This window comes from Microbacterium sp. 8M, assembly GCF_902506375.1.
In the GTDB taxonomy this organism is placed as follows: Bacteria; Actinomycetota; Actinomycetes; order Actinomycetales; family Microbacteriaceae; genus Microbacterium.
This window is the reverse complement of sequence record NZ_LR733284.1, coordinates 59773-85463: the sequence shown is the minus strand read 5'-3', so window position 1 is coordinate 85463 and position 25691 is coordinate 59773. Positions and strand designations below refer to the sequence as shown.

General features: G+C 72.1%; 21 protein-coding genes and 1 pseudogene. 7 read left to right on the top strand and 15 right to left on the bottom strand.

The genetic code is table 11. The features are described 5' to 3' along the window. Positions 1 to 17: 17 nt before the first annotated feature. From AERO9AM_RS00400 to manA, 4 genes are all read right to left on the bottom strand, one after another. Positions 18 to 440 carry a hypothetical protein gene (locus AERO9AM_RS00400; RefSeq protein WP_201298538.1) on the bottom strand — a complete coding sequence of 141 codons (423 nt, stop codon included), beginning with the start codon at positions 438 to 440 and terminating at the stop codon, positions 18 to 20. Further along, entirely contained in the window at positions 437 to 1114 is a 678-nt protein-coding gene (locus AERO9AM_RS00395; RefSeq protein WP_159574379.1) for an acyl-CoA synthetase, read from the bottom strand. Before AERO9AM_RS00395 ends, AERO9AM_RS00400 begins: the two co-directional genes overlap by 4 nt. Before the next feature lie 89 nt (positions 1115 to 1203). Then, on the bottom strand, positions 1204 to 2181 hold the full coding sequence (locus tag AERO9AM_RS00390; protein WP_236602430.1) for a DMT family transporter: 978 nt from the start codon (positions 2179 to 2181) through the stop codon (positions 1204 to 1206). Continuing rightward, positions 2178 to 3344, bottom strand: coding sequence for a mannose-6-phosphate isomerase, class I (manA, locus tag AERO9AM_RS00385; protein ID WP_236602429.1), 1167 nt, complete (start codon positions 3342 to 3344; stop codon positions 2178 to 2180). Before manA ends, AERO9AM_RS00390 begins: the two co-directional genes overlap by 4 nt. A 179-nt stretch (positions 3345 to 3523) precedes the next feature. Here manA and AERO9AM_RS00380 point away from each other — a divergent pair, with 179 nt between their 5' ends. Next, on the top strand, positions 3524 to 5269 hold the full coding sequence (locus AERO9AM_RS00380) for an AMP-binding protein (protein WP_159574378.1): 1746 nt from the start codon (positions 3524 to 3526) through the stop codon (positions 5267 to 5269). A 177-nt stretch (positions 5270 to 5446) separates the two neighbouring features. Here AERO9AM_RS00380 and AERO9AM_RS00375 read toward each other — a convergent pair whose 3' ends face one another. Beyond that, entirely contained in the window at positions 5447 to 5857 is a 411-nt protein-coding gene (locus AERO9AM_RS00375) for a winged helix-turn-helix transcriptional regulator (protein WP_159574377.1), read from the bottom strand. An 88-nt stretch (positions 5858 to 5945) separates the two neighbouring features. On the opposite strand from AERO9AM_RS00375, the gene AERO9AM_RS00370 reads away from it, so the two are divergent. Further along, on the top strand, positions 5946 to 6338 hold the full coding sequence (locus AERO9AM_RS00370; protein ID WP_328821137.1) for a DoxX family protein: 393 nt from the start codon (positions 5946 to 5948) through the stop codon (positions 6336 to 6338). Between the two features lie 166 nt (positions 6339 to 6504). Here the strand turns inward: AERO9AM_RS00370 and AERO9AM_RS00365 are convergent, their stop codons facing one another. The 10 genes and pseudogenes from AERO9AM_RS00365 to AERO9AM_RS00320 form a co-directional block, all read right to left on the bottom strand. Continuing rightward, positions 6505 to 7407, bottom strand: coding sequence for a VOC family protein (locus tag AERO9AM_RS00365; RefSeq protein ID WP_159574376.1), 903 nt, complete (start codon positions 7405 to 7407; stop codon positions 6505 to 6507). Positions 7408 to 7536: 129 nt separating this feature from the next. Further along, on the bottom strand, positions 7537 to 9009 hold the full coding sequence (locus tag AERO9AM_RS00360; protein ID WP_159574375.1) for an MATE family efflux transporter: 1473 nt from the start codon (positions 9007 to 9009) through the stop codon (positions 7537 to 7539). A gap of 156 nt (positions 9010 to 9165) precedes the next feature. Continuing rightward, the gene (locus tag AERO9AM_RS00355; RefSeq protein ID WP_201298537.1) at positions 9166 to 11547 is read right to left on the bottom strand and encodes a heavy metal translocating P-type ATPase; all 2382 of its coding nucleotides are present in this window, start codon (positions 11545 to 11547) and stop codon (positions 9166 to 9168) included. A gap of 58 nt (positions 11548 to 11605) precedes the next feature. Continuing rightward, entirely contained in the window at positions 11606 to 12550 is a 945-nt protein-coding gene (locus AERO9AM_RS00350; RefSeq protein WP_159574374.1) for a heavy-metal-associated domain-containing protein, read from the bottom strand. Next, a complete protein-coding gene (locus AERO9AM_RS00345) occupies positions 12550 to 12759 on the bottom strand; it encodes a heavy-metal-associated domain-containing protein (RefSeq protein ID WP_159574373.1) in 210 nt (69 codons plus the stop codon). The genes AERO9AM_RS00350 and AERO9AM_RS00345 overlap by 1 nt, the downstream gene beginning before the upstream one ends. 182 nt (positions 12760 to 12941) lie before the next feature. After that, positions 12942 to 13520, bottom strand: a complete 579-nt coding sequence (locus tag AERO9AM_RS00340; RefSeq protein WP_159574372.1) for a DUF1349 domain-containing protein — start codon at positions 13518 to 13520, stop codon at positions 12942 to 12944. A 176-nt stretch (positions 13521 to 13696) separates the two neighbouring features. Further along, positions 13697 to 14848 carry a cystathionine gamma-synthase gene (locus AERO9AM_RS00335; protein WP_159577274.1) on the bottom strand — a complete coding sequence of 384 codons (1152 nt, stop codon included), beginning with the start codon at positions 14846 to 14848 and terminating at the stop codon, positions 13697 to 13699. A 195-nt stretch (positions 14849 to 15043) separates the two neighbouring features. Beyond that, a pseudogene (locus AERO9AM_RS00330) lies at positions 15044 to 15937 on the bottom strand (PLP-dependent cysteine synthase family protein); the annotation flags it as partial. A gap of 247 nt (positions 15938 to 16184) precedes the next feature. Next, positions 16185 to 16652: a Fe-S cluster assembly sulfur transfer protein SufU gene (sufU, locus tag AERO9AM_RS00325; RefSeq protein ID WP_159574371.1), complete on the bottom strand. Its 468-nt coding sequence runs from the start codon at positions 16650 to 16652 to the stop codon at positions 16185 to 16187. Next, positions 16649 to 17953, bottom strand: coding sequence for a SufS family cysteine desulfurase (locus AERO9AM_RS00320; RefSeq protein ID WP_159574370.1), 1305 nt, complete (start codon positions 17951 to 17953; stop codon positions 16649 to 16651). The genes sufU and AERO9AM_RS00320 overlap by 4 nt, the downstream gene beginning before the upstream one ends. A 143-nt stretch (positions 17954 to 18096) precedes the next feature. Between AERO9AM_RS00320 and AERO9AM_RS00315 the strand changes: the two genes are divergently transcribed. The 5 genes from AERO9AM_RS00315 to AERO9AM_RS00295 all read left to right on the top strand — a co-directional run bounded on the left by AERO9AM_RS00315 (position 18097) and on the right by AERO9AM_RS00295 (position 25538). Continuing rightward, entirely contained in the window at positions 18097 to 19137 is a 1041-nt protein-coding gene (locus AERO9AM_RS00315) for a hypothetical protein (RefSeq protein WP_159574369.1), read from the top strand. Between the two features lie 77 nt (positions 19138 to 19214). Next, entirely contained in the window at positions 19215 to 22394 is a 3180-nt protein-coding gene (locus AERO9AM_RS00310) for a beta strand repeat-containing protein (RefSeq protein WP_159574368.1), read from the top strand. A gap of 162 nt (positions 22395 to 22556) precedes the next feature. Continuing rightward, complete coding sequence (locus AERO9AM_RS00305; protein WP_159574367.1) at positions 22557 to 24263, top strand: radical SAM protein; 1707 nt, start codon at positions 22557 to 22559, stop codon at positions 24261 to 24263. A gap of 4 nt (positions 24264 to 24267) precedes the next feature. After that, positions 24268 to 24732 (top strand): hypothetical protein, encoded by a 465-nt coding sequence (locus AERO9AM_RS17420; RefSeq protein ID WP_236602428.1) that lies wholly within the window; start codon positions 24268 to 24270, stop codon positions 24730 to 24732. Further along, a complete protein-coding gene (locus AERO9AM_RS00295) occupies positions 24732 to 25538 on the top strand; it encodes a prolipoprotein diacylglyceryl transferase (RefSeq protein ID WP_159574366.1) in 807 nt (268 codons plus the stop codon). Before AERO9AM_RS17420 ends, AERO9AM_RS00295 begins: the two co-directional genes overlap by 1 nt. Positions 25539 to 25691: the final 153 nt, after the last annotated feature.

The following is a 25691-nucleotide window of genomic DNA, read 5'->3' as shown; positions in this document are numbered from 1 at the left end:
CCCGATATTCCCGGCGACTACGCCTTCGGCGCGTCACCCTCCGCATCACCGGTGGCGTCGGCGGCCGGTGCGGACGGGTCGGATCCGGATGCGTCGGACGCGGATCCCGCAGCCTCGGTCGTGCCGGCCGCGTCGTCGTCGACCTTGTCGTAGAGAACCGGACCGTCGTGCGGCGTGGTGAAATCGGCGGGATCGACCGCGAGGATCAGGATCGACAGGATCAGCAGGGCGGCGATGAAGATGCCGCCGGTGACGATGAAGGCGAGGTTCCACGGCGGGATCCCCGCGTAGGTGCCCTTGTCGACCATGCGCATCACCTTGTCGGTGAAGGCGCCGGTCGCGATCAGGGTCACCACCCCGGCGAAGACGCCGCACAGCAGCGACAGCCCGATCAGCTGCACGGGCCGGAACAGATCCCGGCGCCTGGTCTTCTCGGTCATGCGGATCCTTCGTTCTCGGCCGGCGCCGTCCCGGCGGCGGCGGTGTCTGCACCCTCGTCGGCGGAGGCGCGGGAGCGCGGGCTGAGCCCCGCGATGCCCAGGAACACCGCGACGATCGCGGCGTACGCGCCGAAGATCCCGACGCCCAGGGTGATGCCGGTCAGGGTGAACGACCCTGCCCCGGTGATGGTGTAGCGCAGCGCGTAGGTCGTGGGCACGCACAGCAGGCCGACCGCGAGCGCGAGGCCCAGCGCGCCGACCAGGATCGCATCGCGGGCGCCGTCTGCGGCGACCGCCGGTGCGGATCCGGTGCGGGCGAGGCGACGCGCGCGGATCCCCGCGAGGAGCTCGACGACGCCGGTCAGCGCACCCCAGGCGATGACCACCACGAAGAACAGCGGCGTGGAGCGCCATGCGGGCACTCCCCCGGCCATGCCGGTCAGGATCGAGAACGCGGCCAGCAGGATGAACGGCCAGCGCCAGCCTGCCGGGGCGACCAGCCAGGCGGCCACGATGTGGATGAGCGCGGTGACCAGGGCGAAGCCGCTGAACACGGAGAGCCCGACGATCGCCGAGTGGTCCGCGGAGAAGGTGATCATCAGCGCCGCGACCGCGGCGAGGGCCGCGCGCGCGAGCTGCACGTGTCGCAGCGTGAGCGTGCGGGGGGCTGACATGACGGATCCTCGGGTCCTGAGCTTCGAGAGCCCGGGCAACAGCATCGCGGGCTCGCCGCCGCCTCGACGGGCGGGCGGACCCTCCCAGTCTACGCGGGCGATCCTAGGCGCCCGCTCGGGGCCGGATCCTCCGGACGCGCCTCGTCCTCGGGGTCCTCGGGATCGGGATCCTCCGCCGTCCCGCCGTCGGCGCGCCGGGGCTGCAGTTCGCTGAGCAGGGTGCCCGCGATGATGAGCCCGGCGCCGAGGATCGCCAGCGGCGGGATCCGCTCCCCTGCGATCCGGCCGACCACACCCGCCCACACCGGCTCGCCGGTGTAGATGATCGTGGCGCGGGTGGCGGACACCGAGCGCTGCGCCCAGTTCATGGTGAGCTGGATGAGGCCGCTCGCCAGGCCCATGCCCAGGCCCGCGAACAGCCAGACGGGGTCGAAGGCGGGGATCTGCTCGCCCGCGACGGGCATGGTCGCGAAGCCCAGGACCGACGCGGTCAGCAGCTGGACGACGGTGAGCCGTCCCACGTCGAACCGGCCGCCGAAGAGGCTGATCAGGATGATCTCACCGGCGATCGGCAGCGTGCTGATGAGCGTGAGGATCTCGCCTGTGCCGAGCTGGATCCCCTTGGATCCGATGCCGGCGACGAGCAGCAGGCCGACGAACGCGAGACCTGCGCCGACCAGGGTGAGCGCGCGCGGCGGCTTGCGCAGCACGAGCCACTGCAGCAGCGGGACGAGCGGCACGTAGAACGCCGTCATGAACGCGCTGGTGGAGGAGTCGATCGTCTGCAGGCCGGCGGTCTGCAGCCCGTAGCCGCCGTAGATCGCAGCGCCGATCGCGGCACCGGCTCCGAACTCGCGCCAGGTCATGCCGCGCAGCGACCGCCAGAAGATCGCGGCGGCGAAGATCCCGGCGGCGAGGAAGCGGAAGCCGACGAAGAACCACGGCCCCGAGTGCTGCATCGCGGTGTGCACCACGAGGAACGTGGCACCCCAGATCATCGTGATGCCGACGAGCGCCCACTCCTGCACGGACAGCCCGAGCACACGGCGGGAGACGGAGCGGTTCACAGTGACACGGCGGTGGCGATCCAGAGGCGGCCCGATCCGGTCGCCTGCACCACGGCGGCACGGCTGACGAAGACCGCGGCGCCGCGCGGCACCTGCGCGGTCGCGCCGTCGGCGGCGAGCGTGAAGGATCCGTCCGTGGCGATCGCGATCGAGGGCCCGGCCAGCTCGAGCGAGGCGTCGCCGGTGACGGCGAGCAGCTCGAACGGCACATCGGCGCCGGACGCGTGGATCCGGGGCCGGTAGCTGCGCACGTTCTCGGCGAGCTCGACGGGCACGAGCCGGTCGTCGTCCGACGCGGAGAACGTCAGCACCCGCTGCAGCTCGGCGACGTCGACGTGCTTGGGCGTGAGTCCGCCGCGCAGCACGTTGTCGCTCGGCCCCATGAGCTCCACGCCCGCGCCGCGCAGGTAGGCGTGGATGTTGCCGGCGGGCAGCCACAGCGACTCCCCCGCGGAGAGCGTGATGTGGTGCAGCATCAGGGCCACCGCGATTCCGGGGTCGCCGGGGTACGCCTCGGCGAGACGCGTGACGAGCTCGAAGCGGTCGTCCCCCGCGGCCGCGGCCACGAGCGCCGCCACCGCGAGGTCGACCTCGGCACCTCCGCCCAGCAGCCAGGCGAAGCCCGCGCGCAGGCCGTCGGGCCCGGCCAGCTCCGCGCGCCAGGGGGCGAGGGCGTCGGATCCGGCGCGCGCCGCGAGGACGTCGACGTCGGCGAGGGTCTCGGTGACCGGGCGGAAGCCGCACAGCGCCTCGAAGCCGTCCTCCAGAGCGACGATGAGCTCGGGCTTGGCATACGGGTCCTTGTAGTTGCGGTGCGCCGCCTCGAGCGGGATGCCTCGCGCGTTCTCGTCGGCGAACCCGGCCTGCGCCTGCGCGGTGGTGGGGTGGGCCTGCAGCGACAGCGGCCCGCCGGAGACGAGGATCTTCAGGAGGAACGGCAGGCGGGCGCCGTTCTCGCGTTCCCAGTCGAGGAGGGTCGCCCACGGTGCATCACCGGTCGCTCGGGCCGGGGATCCCGGGTGCGCGCCGAGCCACAACTCCGCCTCGGGGCCGCCGCTGCCCGCCGTGCCCAGCACGCCGGCCACGCCGTCGATCCGTCCCCAGGCGTAGTCCCGGGGCACGTTGCCGATCTCGACGAACAGCGGGGTCTCGGGCGCGCTCATGCGGGTCTCCGTTCGGGAAGGATGCGGGGGACGGATCCAGCGTATCGAGCACGCCCCCACGCCTGCGGGCCACCCGGCTCCGCGAGACTACCTTCCGGCGTGAGACTCCACGACACGCGTGTGTCCCCAGGAGGAAACCGATTCTCGCGGATCCGCGGGATCGGCGCGAGGATGGCTCCATGACCGAGCCTCGTTCCGCCACCGCGGCGACCGCCGCGATCCGCTCCGCCCGCGACCTGCTGCTCGCCCACGCCACCGACTACGCCGGTGCCCGCGCCACGTTCCGCTGGCCTGAGCTGCGCGAGTTCAACTTCGCGCTGGAGTGGTTCGACGTGGTGGCCGGCGAGACCCCGAACCGGCCCGCGGTGCAGATCGTGTCCGCCGACCTGTCCAGCCGCAGCTGGACCTACGGCGAGCTGGCGCGCCGCTCGAACCAGGTGGCGAACTGGCTGCAGGAGCTCGGGATCCGCCGCAGCGACCACGTGATCGTGATGCTCGGCAACACGATCGACCTGTGGGAGACGATGCTCGGCCTCACCAAGATCGGCGCGGTCGCCATCCCGACCTCGACGCTGCTCTCCCCCGCGGACCTGGCGTACCGGGCCGAGAAGGGCGAGGCGCGCGGGATCGTGACCCTCGGATCCCTCTCCGACCGCGTCGCCGAGCTGCCGCCGGACCTCGTGCGCATCGCGGTGCCCGATGTCCCGGGCGGAGCGGCGCCCGATGGCTGGCACGACTTCTCCGCGGCGAACGGCGCCGCCGATGCCTTCGAGCCCGACGGTCCCACGCCGGCCGGCGACACCAGCCTGCTGTATTTCACCTCTGGCACCACGAGCCGCCCGAAGCTCGTGCAGCACACGCATGTGTCGTACCCCGTCGGGCACCTGTCCACGATGTGGTGGCTCGGGGTGCGCGAGGGCGACGTACACCTGAATATCTCCTCACCGGGGTGGGCGAAGCACGCCTGGTCGAGCTTCTACTCGCCGTTCCTCGCCGAGGCCACGGTGTTCGTGTACAACTACGACCGGTTCGATGCGAACGCGCTCATGGAGGTCATGGAGCGGCACCACGTCACCACCTTCTGCGCGCCGCCGACCGTGTGGCGCATGCTCATCCAGGCCGACCTCGGCCGGCTCGCGCACCCTCCGCGCGAGCTCGTGGGCGCCGGGGAGCCGCTCAACCCCGAGGTGATCGGCCGGGTGCGCGAGGCCTGGGGCGGCACGATCCGCGACGGCTTCGGCCAGACCGAGATGACGGCCTGCGTCGGCAACTCCCCGGGGCAGGTCGTGAAGGACGGATCCATGGGCCGCCCTCTGCCGGGCTACCCGGTCGTGCTGGTGGATCCCGTCACGGGCGCACCGGTCGAGGGGGATGCCGACGGCGTGGGCGAGGGCGAGATCTGCCTCGACCTGGCCGAGCGCCCGCTGGGACTCATGGCCGGCTACTACGCGGATCCGGAGGCGACCGCGCGCTCCCGCGAGGGCGGCTTCCACCACACCGGCGACATCGCGACCCGCGACGCCGAGGGGTACCTGACGTACGTGGGCCGCGCCGACGACGTGTTCAAGGCCTCCGACTACAAGATCTCGCCGTTCGAGCTCGAGTCGGTGCTGCTCGAGCACCCGGACGTGATGGAGGCGGCCGTCGTGCCGAGCCCGGATCCCACCCGCCTCGCGGTGCCGAAGGCGTACGTCTGCCTCACCGCGTCGGCGCACGAGGACCTCGTCGCCACGGCGGGCTCGATCTTCGCCTACGCGCGCGGCCAGCTCTCCCCGCACCTGTGGGTGCGGATCATCGAGTTCGTGCCTGAGCTGCCGAAGACGATCTCGGGCAAGATCCGGCGGGTCGACCTGCGCGCCCGCGAGGCCGAGCGCGTCGCGACCGGCGACGAGACCGGCCAGCACCACGACCGCGACCACCGCTGACGCCGCCACCGTCCTCGTCGTCTCAGAGCACGCGCTCGGCGATTCCCCATCCGTTCAGGTCGCAATTTCTGCGGTTCCGGGAGCCGGGAAGCGCAGTTTCTGCGACCTGAGCGGAGGTGGATCCGGCGAGGGCGGCTCCCACGTCGGAGAAACGAGCCGCGGGAGCGAGGTCGCGGCTCAGCGGGCGTCGTAGTCGGCGCGGGACTGCTCGATCGTGGCGTGGTTGGCGATCGCCCACTGCGCGATCGTGTGCGCGATCTCGACAAAGGTGCCGCCGAGCGCGGTGAGCCGATACTCCACCCGCGGCGGGACCTCCGCGTAGGCGGTGCGGATCACGAGCCCGTCACGCTCCAGCTGGCGCAGCGTCAGGGTCAGCATGCGCTGGGAGATGCCGGGGATGTGGCGGAGCAGGTCGCTGAACCGCATCACGTCGTCGCCCAGGGTGGCGACCACGAGCAGCGACCACTTGTCGCCGACACGGTCGAGGACGTCGCGGATCATGCGCCCGACCTCGGGGCCGCCGGGTTGCCCCTCGCACGAGCGCTCGTACTCGGAGAGATCGGCGGTACCGGCCGCCGGCTCGGTCATGGTTCCGCCGCTGTGCGCCGGTGACACCGATGTGCCTTTTGTACGCGTCTCCACGATGCTCCATCCTTTACTTACTGATCGTAACAAGGTGACGATCGATAACAAGGAGAACCTCATGCTGATCGCCCTCTGGATCATCAACGCGTTGCTCACCCTCGCCCTGCTGGGCGCCGGTGGGATGAAGCTGTTCACGCCGAAGCCGGTGCTCGCTGAGCGCGGGATGGCGTGGACCGACGACTTCTCGGCAGGCTCGATCAAGGCGATCGCCGCCCTCGAGGTCCTCGGCGCGATCGGCCTCATCCTGCCGCTCGCGACCGGGATCGCCCCGATCCTCACCCCGCTGGCCGGCACCGGCCTCGCGATCATCATGATCGGCGCCGTCGTGGTGCACCTGCGTCGCAAGGAGCCGGCGGCCCCGGCGATCGTCCTCGCCGTGCTGGCCGTCGCGAGCGCGGTGCTGGGCTTCCTCGCCGTGCGCTGACCCCGTCGAGCTGGATCCATTCAGGTCGCGATTTCTGCTGTTCCCGGGCGCCGGGAAGCGCAGTTATCGCGACCTGGACGGATGAATCACTGCGATCTGGACGGATGAGTCACTGCGACATGAGCAGATTCAGGATCCGGGTCGGCAACAGGCAACAGACACCCGGTCAGAGGTCGGCGATGACGATCTTCTTCATGCCCATGAGGTGCTCGTAGGCGTTCGGCCGCTGCATCAGCTCACCCAGATCCGCGGGGACGACCTGCCAGCTCACCCCGAAGCGGTCGACGAGCCAGCCGCACTGCTCGGCCGCCGGCACGGCGCTCAGCGCTGCCCAGATCCGGTCGATCTCCTCCTGTCCATCGCAGTCGATCTGCAGGGACAGCCCCGGGGTGAACGTGAAGTCCCTGTCGACAGGGGAATCGAAGGCCGCGAAGCGCTGGCCGGCGAGCAGGAACTCCGAGTACACGATCGGCTCCGTGACGTGCGGGGGCTCCGTCACCGGGTACTGCACCTGGCGGGTGATCCCCGACGGCGGCAGCAGCTCGCCGTACAGCGCGATCGCCTCCTCCGACCTGTTCCGCACGGGTCCGCCGAACACCAGCATGGGAGTGATCAGGGGCGCCGGCTCGGCGTCGCGGTCCATCAGCTTGAGCTGCCAGCTCACCCCGTACCGATCCTCGACCCAGCCGTACAGACCGCTGAACATGTACTCGCCGATGTCCATCACCACGAGGCCGTCCTCGCCGAGCGCGGTCCAGGTGCGGTTGATCCAGGCGCGCGCGGCATCCGCGTCGCCGAAGCGGCGCGGATCCACGCTCACCAGGAAGGAGAGCGCCGGATTGGGGGCGAACTCGGGCCCGGCGTTGATGAGCGTGATCCGGAAGCCGTCGATCGACACCTCCACGGTGAGCGGCTGACCGGCGAGAGGACGCTGGAACTCGAGCAGCCCGTCCTGCGGATACCGCGCCACCACCCGGGAGCTGGCGCGCTCGAACACCGAGGCGTAGAACACGCCCGCCTCCTCGGCGTCGCCGTCGCACCAGATGTTCGGGACGATCCGCTGGGTCATAAGGGAGAGCTCCTCGCGCGTCGATGATCCCCCCGGACTCCTCCAGGGTGGAGGCCGCGGGGTCTCCCCCGCAAGCGCCGGGGGAAGATCCGCCCTTCGGGGCGGCTCCCTCCGCGGCCCCGCACGGGGTCAGCGGCGCCCGACCTTCAGCCGCAGCCGGCTCTTCACCACCGGCACGGGGGCGGTGATGACGGCATCGACCACCATGGAGCCGTCGGTCGGGCCGACGACGGGGATCGCGGTCGTCGGGGTGACCTCGAGCGGATCCACCGGCATGCGCCCGAGTTCGCGATGCGCCTTCACGTACGCGGGGATGAGCAGGGCAGCGGCGCCCAGCCACGCCAGCGGGTTGCTGAGCACCACGCCGGGGAAGCCGATGAGGGCGCCCAGCACGACCGCTGCGGCGACGCGCATGACGAGCTCGATGACGCCGGTGATGGTCGGGATGAGGGTGTGCCCGAGGCCCTGCAGCACGCCGCGCAGCACGAACAGCACGCCGAGCGCCGTGTAGCTGAGCCCGTTGATGAGCAGCATGAGGGCGGCGAGGGCGACCACCTCGTCGGATCCGGATCCGATGAAGACGCGCACCATGGCGGATCCGAACAGCACCAGCAGCGCGCCGAGCACGACCGCGGTGATCACGGCCATCCAGATCGCCTCGGAGACGCCGCGGCGGATCCGGTCGGGCCGGCGTCCGCCGAGGTTCTGCGCCGCGTACATGGACGCGGCCAGCCCGAGCGAGGAGAGGAACGCCACCGCGATGCTGTCCACGCGCGACGCGGTGGTGTAGGCGGCGACGGCGTCGGGACCGAGCACGTTCAGGGCGACCTGCACGGTGATCGTGCCGATCGCGATGATCGAGGCCTGGAAGCCCATCGGCAGCCCGAGGCGGAGATGCTCGGCGAGGTCGGCGCGGCTCACCCGCCAGTCGGCGCGGTGCACGTGCAGCACGGGGAGCCTGCGCCACACGTACACGAGGCACAGCACCACCGAGATGCCCTGCGCGACGACGGTGGCCCACGCGGCACCCGCGACGCCCCACTCGAACGTGCCGACCATGAGGATGACGAGGACGATGTTCAGCGCGCAGGAGACCGTGAGGAACACCAGCGGCGTGCGCGAGTCGCCGATCGCGCGGATCACCGCAGACAGGTAGTTGAAGAACATGACCGTGCTGCCGCCGATGAAGGTGACCTGCGTGAACACCGTCGCCTGCGGCATGAGCACCTCGGGCGTCTGAAGCAGCGCGAGCAGCGGCGCGGTGACGAGCGGCGCGCCGATCGAGATGATGATGCTGGTCACAGCGGTCAGCAGGGTGCCTGTGGCGACCGAGCGGCGCACGGCCGCGTGGTCGCCGGCGCCGAAGGCCTGCGCGGTCGGGATCGCGAAACCGCTGCTGAGGCCCCAGGCGAAGCCGATGAGCAGGAAGATGAGGCTGCCGGTCGCGCCGACGGCGGCGAGGGATTCCACGCCGAGGTGGCGGCCGACCACGATCGCATCGGCGAACTGGTACAGCTGCTGCACGACGTTGCCGATCAGCAGGGGGACGGCGAACGCGAGGATGACGCGCCAGGGGCGGCCAGTGGTGAGGGGGACGGCCATGCGGGGACTCTTCGGCGGGGGATGGCGGAGACGGAACAAGGCCCCCGTGATCGGTCACGGCGGGCCTTGTTCCATGGTATCGAATCGATTCGGAGAAGCGATAGGGGATCCGGGATTCCCGCCATGAGATCCGCCTGCGGATCCTCTTCCGCGGCCTCAGCGGAACCGGCGCAGGCGCAGGCTGTTGCCGACCACGAACACGCTCGAGAACGCCATCGCCGCGCCGGCGAGCATGGGGTTCAGCAGCCCCAGGGCGGCGACCGGGATCGCCGCGACGTTGTAGGCGAAGGCCCAGAACAGATTGCCCTTGATCGTGCCGAGCGTGCGGCGGGAGAGGCGGATCGCATCGGCCGCGGTGCGCAGGTCGCCACGCACCAGGGTGATGTCGCTCGCCTCGATCGCGACGTCGGTGCCGGTGCCCATGGCCATGCCCAGGTCGGCCGCGGCGAGCGCCGGGGCGTCGTTGACGCCGTCGCCCACCATCGCGACGACGCGCCCTTCGCCCTGCAGCCGCGCCACCACGTCGGCCTTGTCCTGCGGCAGCACCTCCGCGTAGACCTCGTCGATCCCGACCTCGGCGGCGATCCGGCGGGCGACGGCCTCGTTGTCGCCGGTGAGCAGGATGGGCGTGAGCCCGAGCCGCTTCAGCTCGGCGACCGCCTCGGCACTCGTCGGCTTGACGGTGTCGGCGATCACGACGATGCCGCGTGCGGATCCGTCCCATCCCACGGCGACGACGGTCTTGCCGCCCGTCTCCGCGTCGGCCTTCGCCGCCGCGACCCGCGGGCTCAGGTGCTGCGCCCAGTCTGCGAGCAGCGCCTCGCGGCCCACGAGCACCGCGTGTCCCTCGACCACGCCCTGGACGCCGCGGCCGGGGATGCTCTGGAACGACTCGACCGGAGGCCCTTCGTCTCGCTTCGCTCGCTCAGGAACCGGGGCCGCCAGGATCGCCGCACGGGCCACGGCCTGGGCGATCGGGTGCTCCGAGGCGGCCTCGACGGCGCCGGCGAGGCGGAGCACATCGGCCGGATCCGTGCCGTCCTCGGCCACGACGTCGGTGACCTCCATGCGGCCGCTCGTCACGGTGCCGGTCTTGTCGAGCACGATCGTGTCGACCTTGCGGGTGGACTCCAGCACCTCGGGGCCCTTGATGAGGATGCCCTTCTGCGCGCCCCGCCCTGTGCCGACGAGCAGCGCGGTCGGCGTGGCCAGGCCGAGCGCGCACGGGCACGCGATCACGAGCACGGCGACGGCGGCGGTGAACGCAGCGGTCGCGGGGAACCCGGCGCCCAGCCAGGCCCCGAGGGTCGCCACGGCGATCGCGATCACGATCGGCACGAAGACGCCGGAGATGCGGTCGGCGAGGCGCTGCACCTCGGCCTTGCCGGTCTGGGCATCCTCGACGAGCCGCGCCATCTGCGCGAGCTGCGTGTCGGCGCCCACCCGCGAGGCACGGACGATGAGCCGCCCGCCCGCGTTCACGGTCGCCCCCGCGACGGCGTCGCCGGGACCGACCTCCACGGGCACCGACTCGCCGGTGAGCATGGACGCGTCGACTGCCGACGTCCCGAAGACGACCACGCCGTCCGTGGCGATCTTCTCGCCGGGCCGCACCACGAACTCGTCGCCGACGGCGAGCTGCGAGATCGGGATCCGGACCTCGTCGGTCCAGGATCCGGGTCCGGTGGCCGCCGATCCGGTGGCCGCCGATCCGGTGGCCGCGGGTCCGGATCCGTCCGTCGTGGATCCGTCGCCAGCCGGTCCGTGGCCTTCCCGGCCGGGCGCGGGACGCAGCACCGCGACGTCCTTCGCGCCGAGCTCGAGCAGTGCGCGCAGCGCTGCTCCGGCCCGTCGCTTGGAGCGCCTCTCGAAGTAGCGGCCGGCGAGGATGAAAACGGTCACGCCGGCGCCCACCTCGAGATAGATGTTGCCCGTTCCGTCGCCCGCCTGCAGCGCCCAGCTCTCCGGCAGCAGCGTGAACTCGTGCCGCATGCCGGGCACGCCGGCGGCACCCAGGAACAACGCGTACAGCGACCACCCGAACGCGGCCAGGGTGCCCATCGAGATGAGGGTGTCCATCGTGGCCGCACCGTGGCGCAGGTTCAGCCATGCGGCACGGTGGAACGGCCACGCGCCCCACACGATCACAGGTGCGGCGAGGGCGAGCGACGCCCACTGCCAGTACGTGAACTGCAGCGCGGGGATCATCGCCATCGCGACGACCGGGACGGTCAGGATCGCGCTGACGAGGAGCCGCGTGCGCAGGGCGCGCAGTTCGGGGTCATCCCCCTCCTCCGCGGCGTCAGCCGCGGCGGGCTCCGCGGGTGCCGGCAGCGCGGCGGTGTACCCGATGTCCTCGACCTGGGCGATGAGCACCGCCGGGTCGAGGCCGTCCGGGAGATCGACGCGGGCCTTCTCCGTCGCGTAGTTCACGGTCGCCGTCACGCCGGCGATCCGGTTGAGCGTCTTCTCGATGCGGTTCGCGCAGGAGGCGCAGGTCATCCCGCCGATCTCGAGCTCCACGCTGTTCGCGTTCATGGGTGCGTCTCCTTCCTCATCGATCTTCTCTCCGCGGGTGCGGCCCCGAGCCGCCCCATCAGTGCGCGTGCGGCGCCTTCGCGTCCAGGACGAAGGCCGCGGTGTGCACGGATCCATCGACCTGGAAGTCGAAGTAGAGCAGGTAGCGGCCGGCCGTGGGCACGTGCGCGGCGAAGCGGACATCCGGCCCCGAGAGCGCACCCGGGGCAGGCTCCGCGCCTTCGGGGTGCACGTGCAGGTAGGCCAGGTCGCCCTCGCGCAGCGCGACGAGGTGCCCGAACGCGCCGAGGTACGGCTGCAGCGTCGTGACGGGCGCGCCATCGCGGCTGATCGTGACGGTGAGCTCCGAGCTGGAGCCCGGCACGAGGTCGCCGCTGATCCGGGCGTCGAACCCGTCCACGGTGGTCTGGGCGGTCGTCGCCGGGGCCGCCGGTGTGAACGACCCCGCCACGTCGACCGTGCGGGTGAGGGTCACCGGATCCGCGCCCGAGGCCGCGAAGTCGGCGAACACCCGGTACGAGCCGGCCGCATCCCAGGTCCACGGCAGGCTCCACGTCCCCGTGGCCCGGTCGAGGACCGGGTGCACGTGCCGGAACTCCGCGCCGTCGCCGCGGACCACGATGAGGTGCAGTTCCTTCTCGTGCTGCGGCGTGTAGGCCGTCACCGGGGATCCGGCGAGGTCCAGGATCCGGAAGCTCAGTTCGCCGGCCTCTCCCGCCGCGGCGGGCGCCGACACCGGCGTCAAGGTGAACCCGCCCGCGGAGAGCGAGACCCCGGAGATCGCCTCGGTCGCGCCGTCGCCGTGCCCGCCGTGGCCTGTGGGCTGCGGCGCCATCGTGCTGTGCGCGTGTGTGTCGTGCCCGTTCATGCCCTTCTCCTCCTGCTGCTGCGCGGACTGCGGCTCCGCGCCGTGCGGGGCGACGAGCGCCGCGACGCCGAACGCCACGGCGAACGCCGCCGCGAGCCCGGCGCCGTACAGACCCAGTCGTCCCGCCGTGTTCATCAGGCCCGGACCGCCCGGTAGCCCGCCTCGTCCACGGCGGCGATGACGCTGGCGTCGTCGATCGGAGCGCTCGCCGTGATGACGAGCGAGCCGTCGGCGGCGCTCACCTCGATGTTCTCGACGCCGGCGACCCTGCCGACCTCGCGGCGCACGGCCATCTCGCAGTGCCCGCAGCTCATCCCGGTGACCTGGTACTCGGTGGTGCTCATGTCGTCTCCTTCGTCCGATACCCCGTCCGGGTATCTGATATCGACAACCCTATACCCCAGGGGGGTATTCCCGCACGCGTGCATCGGATCCGAAGCACGGGAGACGCGGATCCGGCGGGGCGGACCCTTCCCGGCGGGATGCGCGCTCGAGGGCACATCCGGGCGGAGCGGGCCCGGGCGGTTCAGTGCAGGGCGCTGTCCGCGGCCACCGACCGCCAGGCATGGATGCGCACGGCCAGGCCGGCACGCGTGGGGGCGCACACGAACGGCCCGGCCTCCGCGGCGATCCCGGCGGGGAACGGCAGCACCCGCACGAGCTGCAGGGGCGTCCCGACGACCCCGGCGCGCACGGTGAGCGCGTCGTCGCCGCGGCTCACCCGCACCTGGATCCGGCGGTCCGCCCACTCGGGCACCGGCGCGAGCGACCAATCCGACATGCCGTCGGTGACGACCGCGCCGACCTGCGGGCGCCCGTCGGCGAACTCGACGCCGGCCTTGACCCAGCGCTCGGCGGACGCGCGCACGAAGACGCCGGCCTGATCGAACTGCTCCGAGAACGCCGCCGTGAACTCGACCTCCACGGCGGTGCCGACGGCGAACGGCGCGAGCAGCGCATGCTCGCTGTCGTGCACGAAGCCGTACGACGTGGTCCGCCATGCGTCGCTGCCCTCGACCGCGGTGACGACGAGGTCGCCGTTCTCCTCGGCGAGCGCCGCGGGGGCGTGGGTCCAGTGTCCGTCCGACCAGGCGATGTCCGTCATGACGCCCAGGCTACGGCCTCCCCGGGAGACGACCGGGGCCGGCACCTGCCGCTCCTCCGCCTCGACCGGTGAGAAATCAGATCCAGCATGAGACCGGCCTGCAGAAGGTGGGTCTCATGCTGAATATGGTTTCTCGGCGAGCGCGTGCCGGATCCGGCAGCGCCCGCCGCATCGGATCAGGCCCGCAGTGCCTGCTCGAGGTCGGCGAGCAGATCCGCCGGGTCCTCGAGTCCCACGGAGAGCCGCACGACCTCGACGGGCACGGCCGCCTCGGTGCCGCGGACGGACGCGTGGGTCATCGCGTCGGGGTAGTTCACCAGCGACTCCACGCCGCCGAGCGACTCGGCGAGCTGGAACACGCGGGTCGACTCGGCGAAGCGGCGGGCCGCCTCCCCCGACTCCAGGGCGACCGAGACGATGCCGCCGAAGCCGGACATCTGCCGGGCGGCCAGGTCGTGCCCCGGGTGCTCCGGCAGGCCCGGGTAGTAGACGCGCGCCACGCGCGGGTGGGTGACCAGGAACTCCGCGACGGCCTCGGCGTTCGCGTTGTGCTGGCGCATCCGCAGGGGGAGCGTCTTGATGCCGCGGGTGGTGAGCCAGGCGTCGAACGGGCCGGAGACGGCGCCCACGGCGAACTGCAGGAAGCCGACCTTCTCGGCGAGCTCCGCGTCCTTCAGCACCACCGCGCCGCCGACGACGTCGGAGTGGCCGCCGAGGTACTTGGTGGTGGAGTGCACGACAACATCGGCACCGAGCGACAGCGGGCGCTGCAGCGCGGGCGTGGCGAACGTGTTGTCGACCACGACGACGGAGCCCGCCGCGTGGCCGATCTCGGTGAGCGCCGCGATGTCGGAAATCCGCAGCAGCGGGTTCGACGGCGTCTCGACCCAGAGCACCCGCGGCGCCTTGGCCGCGACCGCCGCGCGCACGGCGTCGGTGTCGCTCATGTCGACCACCTGCACCGTCACGCCCCACCCGCCGAGCACGCGGGAGATGAGCCGGAACGTGCCTCCGTACACGTCGTTGCCGAGCAGCACGTGGTCGCCGGGCTGCAGAATCGCGCGCAGCAGGGTGTCCTCCGCGGCGAGACCCGAGGCGAACGAGTACGCGTGCGTGCCGCCCTCGAGCGCGGCGAGCTGCTGCTGCAGCGCATCCCGCGTCGGGTTGCCGCTGCGGCCGTACTCGTAACCCTGGCGGAGACCGCCGATGCCGTCCTGCACGAAGGTGGTGGAGAGGTGCAGCGGCGGGATCACCGCCCCCGTGTACGGGTCTGCGGCCTGGCCGGCGTGGATGGCGGCGGTGGCGGTCTTGTCGGTCTCGATGGTCATCTCGGATCCTTCTTCATGGCTCGGGTCGTTTCCGGTACGTGTGTCGTCCGCGTCCACGGCGGACGCGTCGATGGCGGTCGTGCGGGCGTCAGGCCCTTCGACGGGCTCAGGGACCGTCACGGCGAATCCGTGCCCGGTCATCCATTCGTCGTCGTAGAGCTTGTCCAGGTAGCCGCGTCCGTGGTCGGGCAGCAGCACGACGACCACGTCGTGCTCGCCCAGACCCTCCGCGATCCGGAGGGCCGCGACGACGGCCATGCCGCTGGATCCGCCGACCAGCAGACCTTCCTCGCGCGCCAGCCGGCGGGTCATCGCGAACGACTCCGCGTCCGAGACCCGCTCGTAACCGTCCACGACGGATCCATCGAACGTGTCCGGCAGGAAGTCCTCCCCCACCCCCTCGACCAGGTAGGAGTGCACCGGACCGCCGGAGTAGAGGGATCCCTCGGGATCCGCGCCGATCACGCGCACGCGTCCCTTGCTGACCTCCTTGAGATAGCGCCCGGTGCCGCTGATGGTGCCGCCCGTGCCGATGCCGGCGACGAAGTGCGTGACGCGCCCGTCCGTGTCGGCCCAGATCTCGGGACCCGTGGACTCGTAGTGTCCGAGGGGGCCGTTCTGGTTCGCGAACTGGTTCGGGTTGAATGCGCCGGGGATCTCGCGGGCGAGGCGCGCGGCGACCGAGTAGTACGACTCGGGGTGCTCGGGCGGCACCGCCGTGGGCGTGACGACGACCTCCGCCCCGAAGGCGCGCAGCGTCGCGACCTTCGGGCCGTCGAACTTGTCGGGCACGACGAACACCATGCGGTAGCCCCGCTGCAGGGCGATCAGCGCAAGGCCGACGCCCGTGTTGCCGCTCGTGGCCTCCACGATCGTCCCGCCCGGTTGGAGCAGGCCGTCGCGCTCGGCGGCATCGATGATCGACCGGGCGATGCGGTCCTTCGCGGATCCGCCGGGGTTGAAGTACTCCACCTTGGCGAGCACGGTCGCGCGGATCGCGGGCCGGTCGGCGGTCGCGCCGGTGACGGAGGAGAGACGGACGAGGGGCGTCGCGCCGACGAGATCGGCGACGTGGCTGGCATAGCGCACGGGAGAGGTCCTGAACGGTGATCGCGCGGAAGCGCGGGGCTGTCTGTGGTGGTCGGAGATGCGCAGAACGCGCTCAGAGACAACAACGACAGGTCAGGGTCACGCTGTCAAGATACCCCATCACGATCCGGATCCGGAATCCGGGGTCACGCTCCTGGCCTTTCAAAGCGCGCAATCGGCTCCATCCAAGGCCGGAATCCGGCCATGTGCGCGCTTCGAAACCCGGAGGGGGCGGGCGGGGCCCGAGTCAGGCGCGCAGCAGCGCATCCTCCAAAGCGACCCACGCGAGCATCGCGCACTTCACGCGGGCGACATAGCGGCTGACACCGGTCAGGGCCGCAGCGTCGCCGTACACGTCCTCGTCCAGCTCCATCGCGCCGCGTGAGCGCAGCGCCTCGCGGAAGCCGTCGATGAGCTCGCCAGCCTCGGTGCGGCTCTTGCCGACCACCAGCTCGGTGAGCATCGACGCCGAGGCCTGCGAGATCGAGCAGCCGGATCCCTCCCAGCTCACCTCGGCGATCCGGTCACCGTCGTCGGAGACGTGCGCACGGAGCGTGATCTCGTCGCCGCAGATCGGGTTGCGCTGGTGGGACTCCGCGGTGTGCAGGCCGGTCCCTGAGCCCGTCGAAGGGTCGGCGCCGAGCAGGCCCTTGCCGTGCGGGCGCTTGGAGTGATCCAGGATGAGCTCCTGGTAGAGGTCCTCGAGGCCGCTCATGCGCGCACCTCCTGTGCGGCCGGGGTTCCGGAGACCCCGAAGAACGCGCGCACGCCGGCGACGGCGTCGAGCATGCGATCGACCTCGTCAGCGGTGTTGTAGAGCGCCGCAGACGCGCGCACCGATGCGGTCACGCCGAGGCGGGCGTGCACCGGCTCGGCGCAGTGGTGCCCCACCCGCACGGCGACACCGCGGGAATCGAGGAACTGCCCGACGTCGTGCGCGTGCACCCCGTCGACGACGAAGGACTGCAACGCCACGCGCTCAGCCCCGCCCGCGGCGCCGAGCAGGCGCACTCCGTCGATCGCGCCGAGACCCTCGTGGATCCGGCGTTCGAGCTCCTTCTCGTGCGCGTGCACGGCATCCATGCCGAGTCCGTCGAGGTAGCGCACCGCGGCGGCGAGCGCGATCGCCTGGGACACCGGCTGGGTGCCCGCCTCGAAGCGCTGCGGCGGCGGCAGGAACTCGGTGCGCTGGAACGTGACGCGCGTGATCATCGAACCACCGGTGAGGAACGGCGGCAGTGCGGCGAGCACCTCGCGTCGCCCGTAGAGACCGCCGATGCCGTAGGGCCCCTGCATCTTGTGGCCGGAGAACACGGCGAGGTCGACGCCGAGGGCGGGCAGGTCGAGCGGCAGGTGCGGGGCCGACTGGCACGCGTCGAGCACGGTGAGCGCGCCGACTTCGCGTGCGAGCGCGACGATCTCGGCGACCGGGTTGACGATGCCGAGCACGTTGGAGACGTGCGTGAAGGCGACGACGCGCGTGCGGGATCCGATGACCTCGGCCGCGTGATCGAGATCGAGGGTGCCGTCATCGCGGATCCGGATCACGCGCAGGACGGCGCCTGTGCGGGCCGCGAGCTCCTGCCAGGGGACGATGTTCGCGTGGTGCTCGGCCTCGGTCACGACGAGCTCGTCGCCGGGCTGCAGGGCGAAGCGGGCGCTCTCCGGAGCTCCGCGGCCGGCGGTGGCGTTGCCGATCGCGTATGCGACGAGGTTGAGGCCCTCGGTCGCGCCGTGGGTCCAGACCAGGTCGTCCTGGTGCGCGCCGACGAAGCGGGCGACGGCGGCGCGGGCGTCTTCGTAGAGCTCGGTCGCCTCGGCGGCGAGGGTGTGCGCCCCGCGGTGCACGGCCGCATTCGAGCGCTCCAGGAAGTCGCGTTCGGCATCCAGCACGACGCGCGGCTTCTGGCTCGTCGCCGCGGAGTCGAGATACGCCAGCGGCGACCCGTTCACGGACTCGGCGAGCAGGGGGAAGTCCGCACGGACGGCGGCCACATCGAGGACGGGAGAACTCACGTATCAACGCTACGTCAGTACGGGCCACTCAGGGCCGGCAGGCGGCAAGCGAACCCCGCGATGACACACCAGAAAATATGTCTGGACACAGCGGCCCCATAGGAATACCTTGTGCGGTAACAGCGATATATCGGGGGGTATCCATGCGGGGTCGCGCGCGGTCGCTACGGGGATTCGTCCCCGCTGCGGTCGCGGGCGGATTCCTCGCCCTCGGCTGGGTGGCGCTGTCGATCGCTTTCGGATCCGGATCCGCGCAGGCCGCTGAGACTCCGCCGCCGCCGAGCCTCCTCGGCACACTGCAGAGCACGGTCGGTGCGGTCCAGCCCACGGTCGCCGAAGCCCCGGCCACGGTGCAGAGCACCCTTTCCGCGGTGCAGGACACCGTCACTCAGGTGCTTCCCGCGCCCGTGGCGGACGTGGTCACGGCAGCGCCCGTCGCGGACGCGAGCCCGGCGCCCGCTGAGGTCGCACTGCCCGCGGCGCCGCTCGTGGCTCCCGTCGTGGAGTCGGCCGTCCCCGTCCTGCAGGGCGTCGGACAGACGGCGGATGCGGCGATCGATGCCGTGACCACGACCACCAGCACGCTCGCCCCGGCGCTCACCCCGGTGCTCGCACCGGTCGACACCGTGCTGCACGAGGTGCCGGCGACGCTCGACGCGGTGACCGGCGCGCTGCCCCCACTGGCCGTGTCGCTCGACGGCACTGTGAGCACGGTGACCGACACTGCGCGCGATGTGACCGGGCTCGTGCCCGCGGTGCCCACGGCTCCGTCCGGGTCGACGATCTCCGCCTCGTCCGGCGGCCTGCCTGGCGCCGTCCTTCCCGTTTCGCCGCCCGTTCCGGCAGCCACACCGTCGGCCGCAGGCGCAGCTCTGCGCGAGGTGCCCGTGCTCGACGGGTTCGCCGACACCGCGCAGCTCTCCCCGCCTGTCGCGTCGCCATCTCCCGCTGGGTCTCCGTCGCCCGCCGCGCCCGGACAACAGCCGGGCGGATCCCCGGGTCTCGAACCGGCTGCGCCCGGCACCGGCTCCGCCACCGGCGGCAGCGGTGCCGACCTGCGACTGCTCGGCACCATCGCCTCCCTGTCGGCGGACGACCGTCTGCGGACCGTCCGCACCGGAGCCGCAGGCGACGACCGCCTGCCGGCATCCCCGGTCGCGGACCACGACTCCTCTCCCGACTGATCGGGGCACGGCCGTCCTCGTCGACGGCACGTGTCATCGCGCATGCGCGCATTCCCCAGATCAGAAGGAAAGAGAACATGAATCGCATCGTCAAGCGTGCTCTCTGGGGCACGCTCATCGCGGGCGGGATCACTCTCGCCGGCGCGACGGCGGCGAATGCCGCGGAGGCGCCACCCAATGGCGCCGACTGCGGCTGCAGCGTCGTCAGCAGCACCCTCAACACCGTCACGAACCTCGTAGCCGGCGCCTGCGATCCGTCGCAGGGCGGCGGAGGAACCGGCGGTCTTCCCGCCGTCACCCAGGACGTCTCCGACCTCGTCAGCGACACCGTGTCCACCGTCACCGAAAGCGTTCCGCCGAACGGCGGCACGGGTCCGGGACTGCCGCCGGTGCCGTCCGTCCCTGACGTCACGACGTCGGTGGTCGACGCCGCCGAGGCCGCGACCGATGGAGCGGTAGACACCGTCAGCGGCGTCACGGAGGCGGCCACGACCGGTGCGACGAACACGGTGGACGACGTCACGCACGCTGCCGCCAGCGGCGCTGCGGACACGGTCGGCGCGGTCGCCCATGCGGCCGGCAACGGCGCCAGCGACACGGTCGACGGCGTCACGAACGCCGCCGCTTCCGGCATTGGCGAGACCCTCGGCGGGGTCACGGGCAGCCTGCCCGGCGTCCCGTCCGTCCCGGGTCTTCCGGGCAACGGCGGTCTGCCGGGTCTTCCCGGCGTCCCGTCCCTGCCGGGCGTTCCGTCCCTGCCGGGTCTGCCGAACCTCGGCAACACCGTCGGCGACGTGACCGACACCGTCGGCGGTCTCACCGGACACCTGCCCGGCCTGCCCACCGTCCCCGGTGTCCCGTCCGTCCCGGGTCTTCCGGGCAACGGCGGTCTGCCGGGTCTCCCCGGCGTCCCGTCCCTGCCGGGCGTTCCGTCCCTGCCGGGTCTGCCGAACCTCGGCAACACCGTCGGCGACGTGACCGACACCGTCGGCGGACTCACCGGACACCTGCCCGGCCTGCCCACCGTCCCCGGTGTCCCGGGCCTCCCGTCCATCCCGGGTCTTCCCGGTGACGGCGGCCTCCCGTCCATCCCGGGCCTGCCCGGCACCGGCGGCACGCCTGGCGTGATCACCGTCCCCGTACCCGGGGTCGGCACGATTCACGCGGGCACCACACCCGACGGGCTCAACGTCGGAAAGAACCTGAACGTCCTCGGCATCAAGGACGTCTGGGAGCTCACCGCGGGCCCGCACGGAATCGCCACCACCGACCGCATCGGCACCGACGCCACCAACGTCTACGTCGACGGGGCCCTGCCCACGACCGGCACCACGCCGGGACACGCCTCCGTCACGCTGCCGACCATCGGCAACCTGACCGGCGGACTCCCCACCGTCCCGGGCCTGCCCGGCGACGGCTCTCTGCCCGGCCTGCCTGGCACCGGCGGCACCCCCGGAGGTAATGGAGGAGGAACCATTCCGGGGCTGCCCTCGCTGCCGATCGGTGACCTCGGCGGGATCTTGGGAGACATCACCGGCGGCCTCCCCGGGCTGCCTTCCGTTCCCGGCCTGCCGTCCGTTCCGGGTCTCCCCGGCGACGGCGGCCTGCCGGGCCTCCCGTCGCTGCCGGGCCTGCCCGGCACCGGCGGCACCCCCGGCGTGATCACGGTTCCCGTTCCTGGAGTAGGCACCGTTCACGCCGGCACCACACCTGACGGGCTGAACGTCGGTAAGAACCTGAACGTCCTCGGCATCAAGGACGTCTGGGAGCTCACCGCGGGCCCGAACGGGGTTGCCACCACCGACCGCATCGGCACCGACACCACCAACGTCTACGTCGACGCGGCCCTGCCCACCACCGGCACCACGCCCGGACACGCCGCCATCACGCTGCCGACCATCGGCAACCTGACCGGCGGACTCCCCACCGTCCCGGGGCTTCCCGGCAACGGCGGCACTCCGGGTCTTCCCGGCCTGCCCTCGGTTCCGGGCCTGCCGAGCCTCGGCGGGATCCTCGGCGGTGTCACCGGTAACCTGCCGGGCCTGCCGTCGGTGCCGGGTCTGCCCTCCGTCCCGGGTCTCCCGGGTAACGGCGGAACGCCCGGCCTCCCGGGCCTGCCGAGCCTCGGCGGGATCCTCGGCGGTGTCACCGGTAACCTGCCGGGCCTGCCGTCAGTGCCGGGTCTGCCCTCCGTCCCGGGACTGCCCGGTAACGGTGGCACCCCGGGTCTCCCGAGCACGGGTGTCATCACGGTTCCGATCCCCGGTGTCGGCACCGTTCACGCGGGCACCACACCTGACGGGCTCAACGTCGGTAAGAACCTGAACGTCCTCGGTATCAAGGACGTCTGGGAGCTCACCGCGGGCCCGAACGGGGTCGCCACCACCGACCGCATCGGCACCGACAACACCAACGTCTACGTCGACGCGGCCGTTCCCACGACCGGCACCACTGCACCGCACGCCGCGGTGACCCTGCCGAACCTCGGCGGAGTCACCGGCGGACTCCCCGGCCTGCCGTCCGTCCCCGGCCTCGCGGGCGACGGCGGCACGCTCCCCGCAATCCCGTCCCTTCCGGGCCTGCCGAATCTCGGCGGGGTCCTGGGCGGGGTCACCGGCGGGCTCCCGGGCCTGCCCACCGTGCCCGGCCTGCCGTTCCTCCCGGGCCTCCCGGGAACCGGCGACCCCGGCACCCCGGGCAACGGCGGCGCCCTCCCGGGCCTGCCGTCCCTGCCCGGTCTGCCGAACCTCGGCGGCCTGACGGGCGCGCTCACGGGGGTGCTCCCCGGTGAGCCGCACCCCGGCGGCGGTCTGCCGACCCTGCCCGTCGGTGACCTCACCGGCGTCGTCGGCGGCATCACCGGATCCCTCCCGGCAGCGCTCTCCGGCGTCGTCGCGGGAGTCGCGGGCACGCTGTCCGGCGCGATCGGCGGGATCACCGGCTCGCTGCCGGGCCTGCCGACCGTCCCCGGCGCCGGCACCCCGGGCACGCCGGGCACCGGCACCGGATCGGGCACCCCGGGCACCGGCACCCCCGGCGCCGGCATCGGGGGAACCCTCCCGGGCATCGGCAACGGAACGGTGCACGTCCTGTCCCCCGTGACGCACGGGCTGACCGGGCTCGCGCACAGCCTGCGCGCGGCGACCACGAGGAACGGCGCTCTCGCGCAGACCGGGTTCTACGACCCGTTCCTGCTCGTCGCCGGACTGGCCCTGCTCGCCGCGGGCGCGGTCGCGAAGGCCGTCGAGCGTCGCTGATCCCCACCACACGGAGGGCCGCTTCCCACGGAGGCGGCCCTCCACTCCGTCTTCGCACCGGCACCACACGACCGCCGCGTCATGCGAGGGCCTCCGGCGCGCGGTTTCCCACACGCCCCGCCGACCCTCTGCCGGCCCGCCGCGGGCCGCTAGGGTGAGCCCATGACACCCCGCTCCGGCTCCGACGTCGCCGCCGGCCCCGTGCCCGCACGCCCCGCCGGCTCGGGCCAGCCCCTGCGCGACTACCGCATCCATCGCTACGTCAACGCCTTCTGCCCGACCTGCCACGAAGAGGATCCGGATCGCCCGCTCGCCGACGTCCGCCGGCTCAGCGGCTGGCTGGCCGTGCGCGACGACCGGGTGTGGCTGGAGCGCGGCTGTCCCGACCACGGTCTGCAGCGGACGATGTACGACGAGTCGGCGGAGATCCTCACCTACCTGGAGCAGTGGACGGCGCCGACGAAGGTGCACGAGCCCGACCTCGCCGGCAACTTCAAGCCCGTGCCCTCGGCCTACGAGGACGGCCTGCCGGAGATGCAGACCCAGCACACCTGCATCCTGCTCGAAGACCTCACCGACCACTGCAACCTGCGCTGCCCCACGTGCTTCGCCGAGTCCAGCCCGGCGGCGAGCGCGATCGCCCCGCTCGCCGAGGTGCTCGCGTCGGTCGACGCACGCCTCGCGCGGGAGAACGACCGCATCGACGTGCTCATGCTCTCCGGCGGCGAGCCCACCCTGTACCCGTGGCTGGAGCAGCTGCTCGAGCACCTGGTGGCCCGGCCGGTCGTGCGCATCCTGCTGAACTCCAACGGCCTGCGCATCGCCCAGGACGACGCGCTCGTCGAGACGCTCAAGAAGCACCGCGAGCGGGTCGAGGTGTACCTGCAGTACGACGGCGAGAGCGCCGAGGCGTCGGCCTACCACCGCGGCGCCGACATCCGGCGCTTCAAGGAGCGCGCGCTCGCCCGCCTCAGCGAGGCCGGCGTGTTCACCACGCTGACCATGACCGCAGCCCTGGGCGTCAACGACGGCGAGATCGGCGCGGTGATCCGCCGCGCCATGGAGACGCCCTACGTCGGCGGCGTCACCATCCAGCCGGTGTTCGGATCCGGCCGGTCGGCGGGCATCGATCCGCACGATCGGCTCACGCACACCGGCGTGCTGGCCCGGCTCGCACCGCAGACGGACGGCGAGGTCACCTGGAAGGACCTCACGGCCCTGCCCTGCAGCCACCCGCACTGCTGCTCGGTCGGCTATCTGCTCAAGGACGACTCCGGATCCTGGAACTCCCTCACCAAGCTCGTCGGGCACGACAAGCTGAAGGAGTTCCTCGACCTCAACCCGGATCTGATCGCCAACCGGATCGCCGACAGCGGTATCAACCAGAAGCTCAAGGAGTCGGTGAAGCAGTCGCTGCTCGACCTGCTCAGCGAGCAGTCGTCGCTGTCGCATCCGTCGATCGGATCCCTCTGGAAGGACATCTGCACGGGCTGCGACCTCGGCATCGGCACGCTCACGAAGCTCGCCACGGCGGCCCTGCCCGGGCAGCACAAGCGACTGCGCGCGTTCCTCGGCGAGCGCGTCAAGCGCATCACGGTCAAGCCGTTCATGGACATCAACACGATGATCGAGGAGCGCCTCACGCAGTGCTGCGTGCACGTCGCGACCGTCAACGAGGAGACTGCCGCGCACCAGTGCGCCCCGTTCTGCGCCGTGCAGGCGTGGGCGCCCCTGTCGCGCACCCGCATCTCGACCGCGACCGGATCCGCAGCCCTTCGCGCCGCCGGCGAGCCCGGTGAGGGCGCCGCCGCCGCGACGGGCGTCGACGTCGGCGGCCGCACCCGGCTGCCGCTCACGGTGGGGCGCTGAGCCGATGGTCGCGGGGGGCGATGGTCGGGGACAGCGGCCCGAGACTGCGTCGATCCGGTCCACCGCGGCCGGTTCCCCGGGCGGAACGCGCGGATCGAGTGAGTTTCACACCGCGGCGAGCGGACTCCAGACCAGCGAAACACTCGGCGCCGGCATCGCCCCGCTCGACCTCGCCGGCCTGAACCGCTACGACGAGACCGTCGGATCCCCCGCTCCCCCGTTCGACCCGCTGCGGCTGTGCGTCTTCACGACCGTGGCGCTCATCGCGTGCCTGCTCGGACCGATCGCGGTGCTGGGCTTCGCGCTCATCGCGATCGCCGGATACACGCGCGCCCGCCGCCAGGGGCTGCTGCGCTCGAAGTGCAAGCTCGGCGACACCCGGCTCGTGCTCGCGTACCTGAGCGTGCTCGCGGTGCTCGCGGCCGTCGCGACACCGTTCTGGGTGATGTTCTGGATCGGGCGGTTCTGATGTTCCCGACACTGCAGGATCTGCTCGGGCCCTGGGCGCCGCCGCTCGAGACCCACGGCTTCTTCGTGGCGCTGGGGCTGGGCGCGGCGGGCATCGTCTTCCTCATCGAGCGGCGTCGGCGCGGCGTCACAGATCCTCGCGTCGCGTATCTCGTGCTCGGCGCGCTGCTGGGCGCCGCGATCCTGAGCCGCCTGGGCACCTGGGCACAGCACATCGACCTGACGAAGAACCGGGATCTCGTCTCGCAGCTCACCCACGGCAACGCCTCGATCCTGAGCGCGCTGGTGGGTGCCTGGCTGGGCGTGCATGTGGCGAAGAAGATCGTCGGATACCGAGAGCGCAGCGGCGACCTGTTCGCGCCGGCCGTGGCGATCGCGATGGCGATCGGTCGCTTCGGCTGCCTGTTCACCGAGCGCCCCGGAGCGCCCACCGGCACCGGCTGGGGCATCGTCCTCGACCCGGCCGCGGCCGCCCGCGTGGGCTCGCCCGCCAGCGTGCCACTGCACCCGAGCTTCGTGTACGAGATCGTCTTCCACGCCGTCGCGTTCTGCCTGCTCTGGTTCTGGCTGCGGCATCGCGACATCGCCGCCGGCGAGACCCTCACCCTCTACATCGCCGCGTACGGGGTCTTCCGCTTCTTCGTCGAGTTCGTCCGCGGCAACGACGTCGCCTGGCTCGGGCTGACCCGCCCGCAGCTGTTCCTGATCGTCACCATCCCGCTTCTCATCGCCCGCATCGTCTGGAAGGCCCGCCGCGGCGCCTTCCCGGTCACCGCAAGGAGGACTCCGAGTGAACAGCACGCCTGATCTCCCGGCCGAGCCCGATCCGCAGCAGCCGGACAACCCGGATCCTTCCGCGCCGCCGCCGGCGCCCGCCCCTGCGCCTGCGCCTGCGCCGGACCCTGCGCCTGGGCCGGACCCCTCGGAGCCACCGCAGCCGCCCGCCGGGCCGCCCGCACC

Coding starts and splice junctions, on each gene's coding strand:
- AERO9AM_RS00400 (WP_201298538.1), bottom strand. CDS start 440: ATGACCGAGAAGACCAGGCGCCGGGATCTGTTCCGGCCCGTGCAGCTG.
- AERO9AM_RS00395 (WP_159574379.1), bottom strand. CDS start 1,114: ATGTCAGCCCCCCGCACGCTCACGCTGCGACACGTGCAGCTCGCGCGC.
- manA (WP_236602429.1), bottom strand. CDS start 3,344: ATGAGCGCGCCCGAGACCCCGCTGTTCGTCGAGATCGGCAACGTGCCC.
- AERO9AM_RS00380 (WP_159574378.1), top strand. CDS start 3,524: ATGACCGAGCCTCGTTCCGCCACCGCGGCGACCGCCGCGATCCGCTCC.
- AERO9AM_RS00375 (WP_159574377.1), bottom strand. CDS start 5,857: ATGACCGAGCCGGCGGCCGGTACCGCCGATCTCTCCGAGTACGAGCGC.
- AERO9AM_RS00365 (WP_159574376.1), bottom strand. CDS start 7,407: ATGACCCAGCGGATCGTCCCGAACATCTGGTGCGACGGCGACGCCGAG.
- AERO9AM_RS00360 (WP_159574375.1), bottom strand. CDS start 9,009: ATGGCCGTCCCCCTCACCACTGGCCGCCCCTGGCGCGTCATCCTCGCG.
- AERO9AM_RS00355 (WP_201298537.1), bottom strand. CDS start 11,547: ATGAACGCGAACAGCGTGGAGCTCGAGATCGGCGGGATGACCTGCGCC.
- AERO9AM_RS00350 (WP_159574374.1), bottom strand. CDS start 12,550: ATGAACACGGCGGGACGACTGGGTCTGTACGGCGCCGGGCTCGCGGCG.
- AERO9AM_RS00345 (WP_159574373.1), bottom strand. CDS start 12,759: ATGAGCACCACCGAGTACCAGGTCACCGGGATGAGCTGCGGGCACTGC.
- AERO9AM_RS00340 (WP_159574372.1), bottom strand. CDS start 13,520: ATGACGGACATCGCCTGGTCGGACGGACACTGGACCCACGCCCCCGCG.
- AERO9AM_RS00335 (WP_159577274.1), bottom strand. CDS start 14,848: ATGACCATCGAGACCGACAAGACCGCCACCGCCGCCATCCACGCCGGC.
- sufU (WP_159574371.1), bottom strand. CDS start 16,652: ATGAGCGGCCTCGAGGACCTCTACCAGGAGCTCATCCTGGATCACTCC.
- AERO9AM_RS00315 (WP_159574369.1), top strand. CDS start 18,097: ATGCGGGGTCGCGCGCGGTCGCTACGGGGATTCGTCCCCGCTGCGGTC.
- AERO9AM_RS00310 (WP_159574368.1), top strand. CDS start 19,215: ATGAATCGCATCGTCAAGCGTGCTCTCTGGGGCACGCTCATCGCGGGC.
- AERO9AM_RS00305 (WP_159574367.1), top strand. CDS start 22,557: ATGACACCCCGCTCCGGCTCCGACGTCGCCGCCGGCCCCGTGCCCGCA.
- AERO9AM_RS17420 (WP_236602428.1), top strand. CDS start 24,268: ATGGTCGCGGGGGGCGATGGTCGGGGACAGCGGCCCGAGACTGCGTCG.
- AERO9AM_RS00295 (WP_159574366.1), top strand. CDS start 24,732: ATGTTCCCGACACTGCAGGATCTGCTCGGGCCCTGGGCGCCGCCGCTC.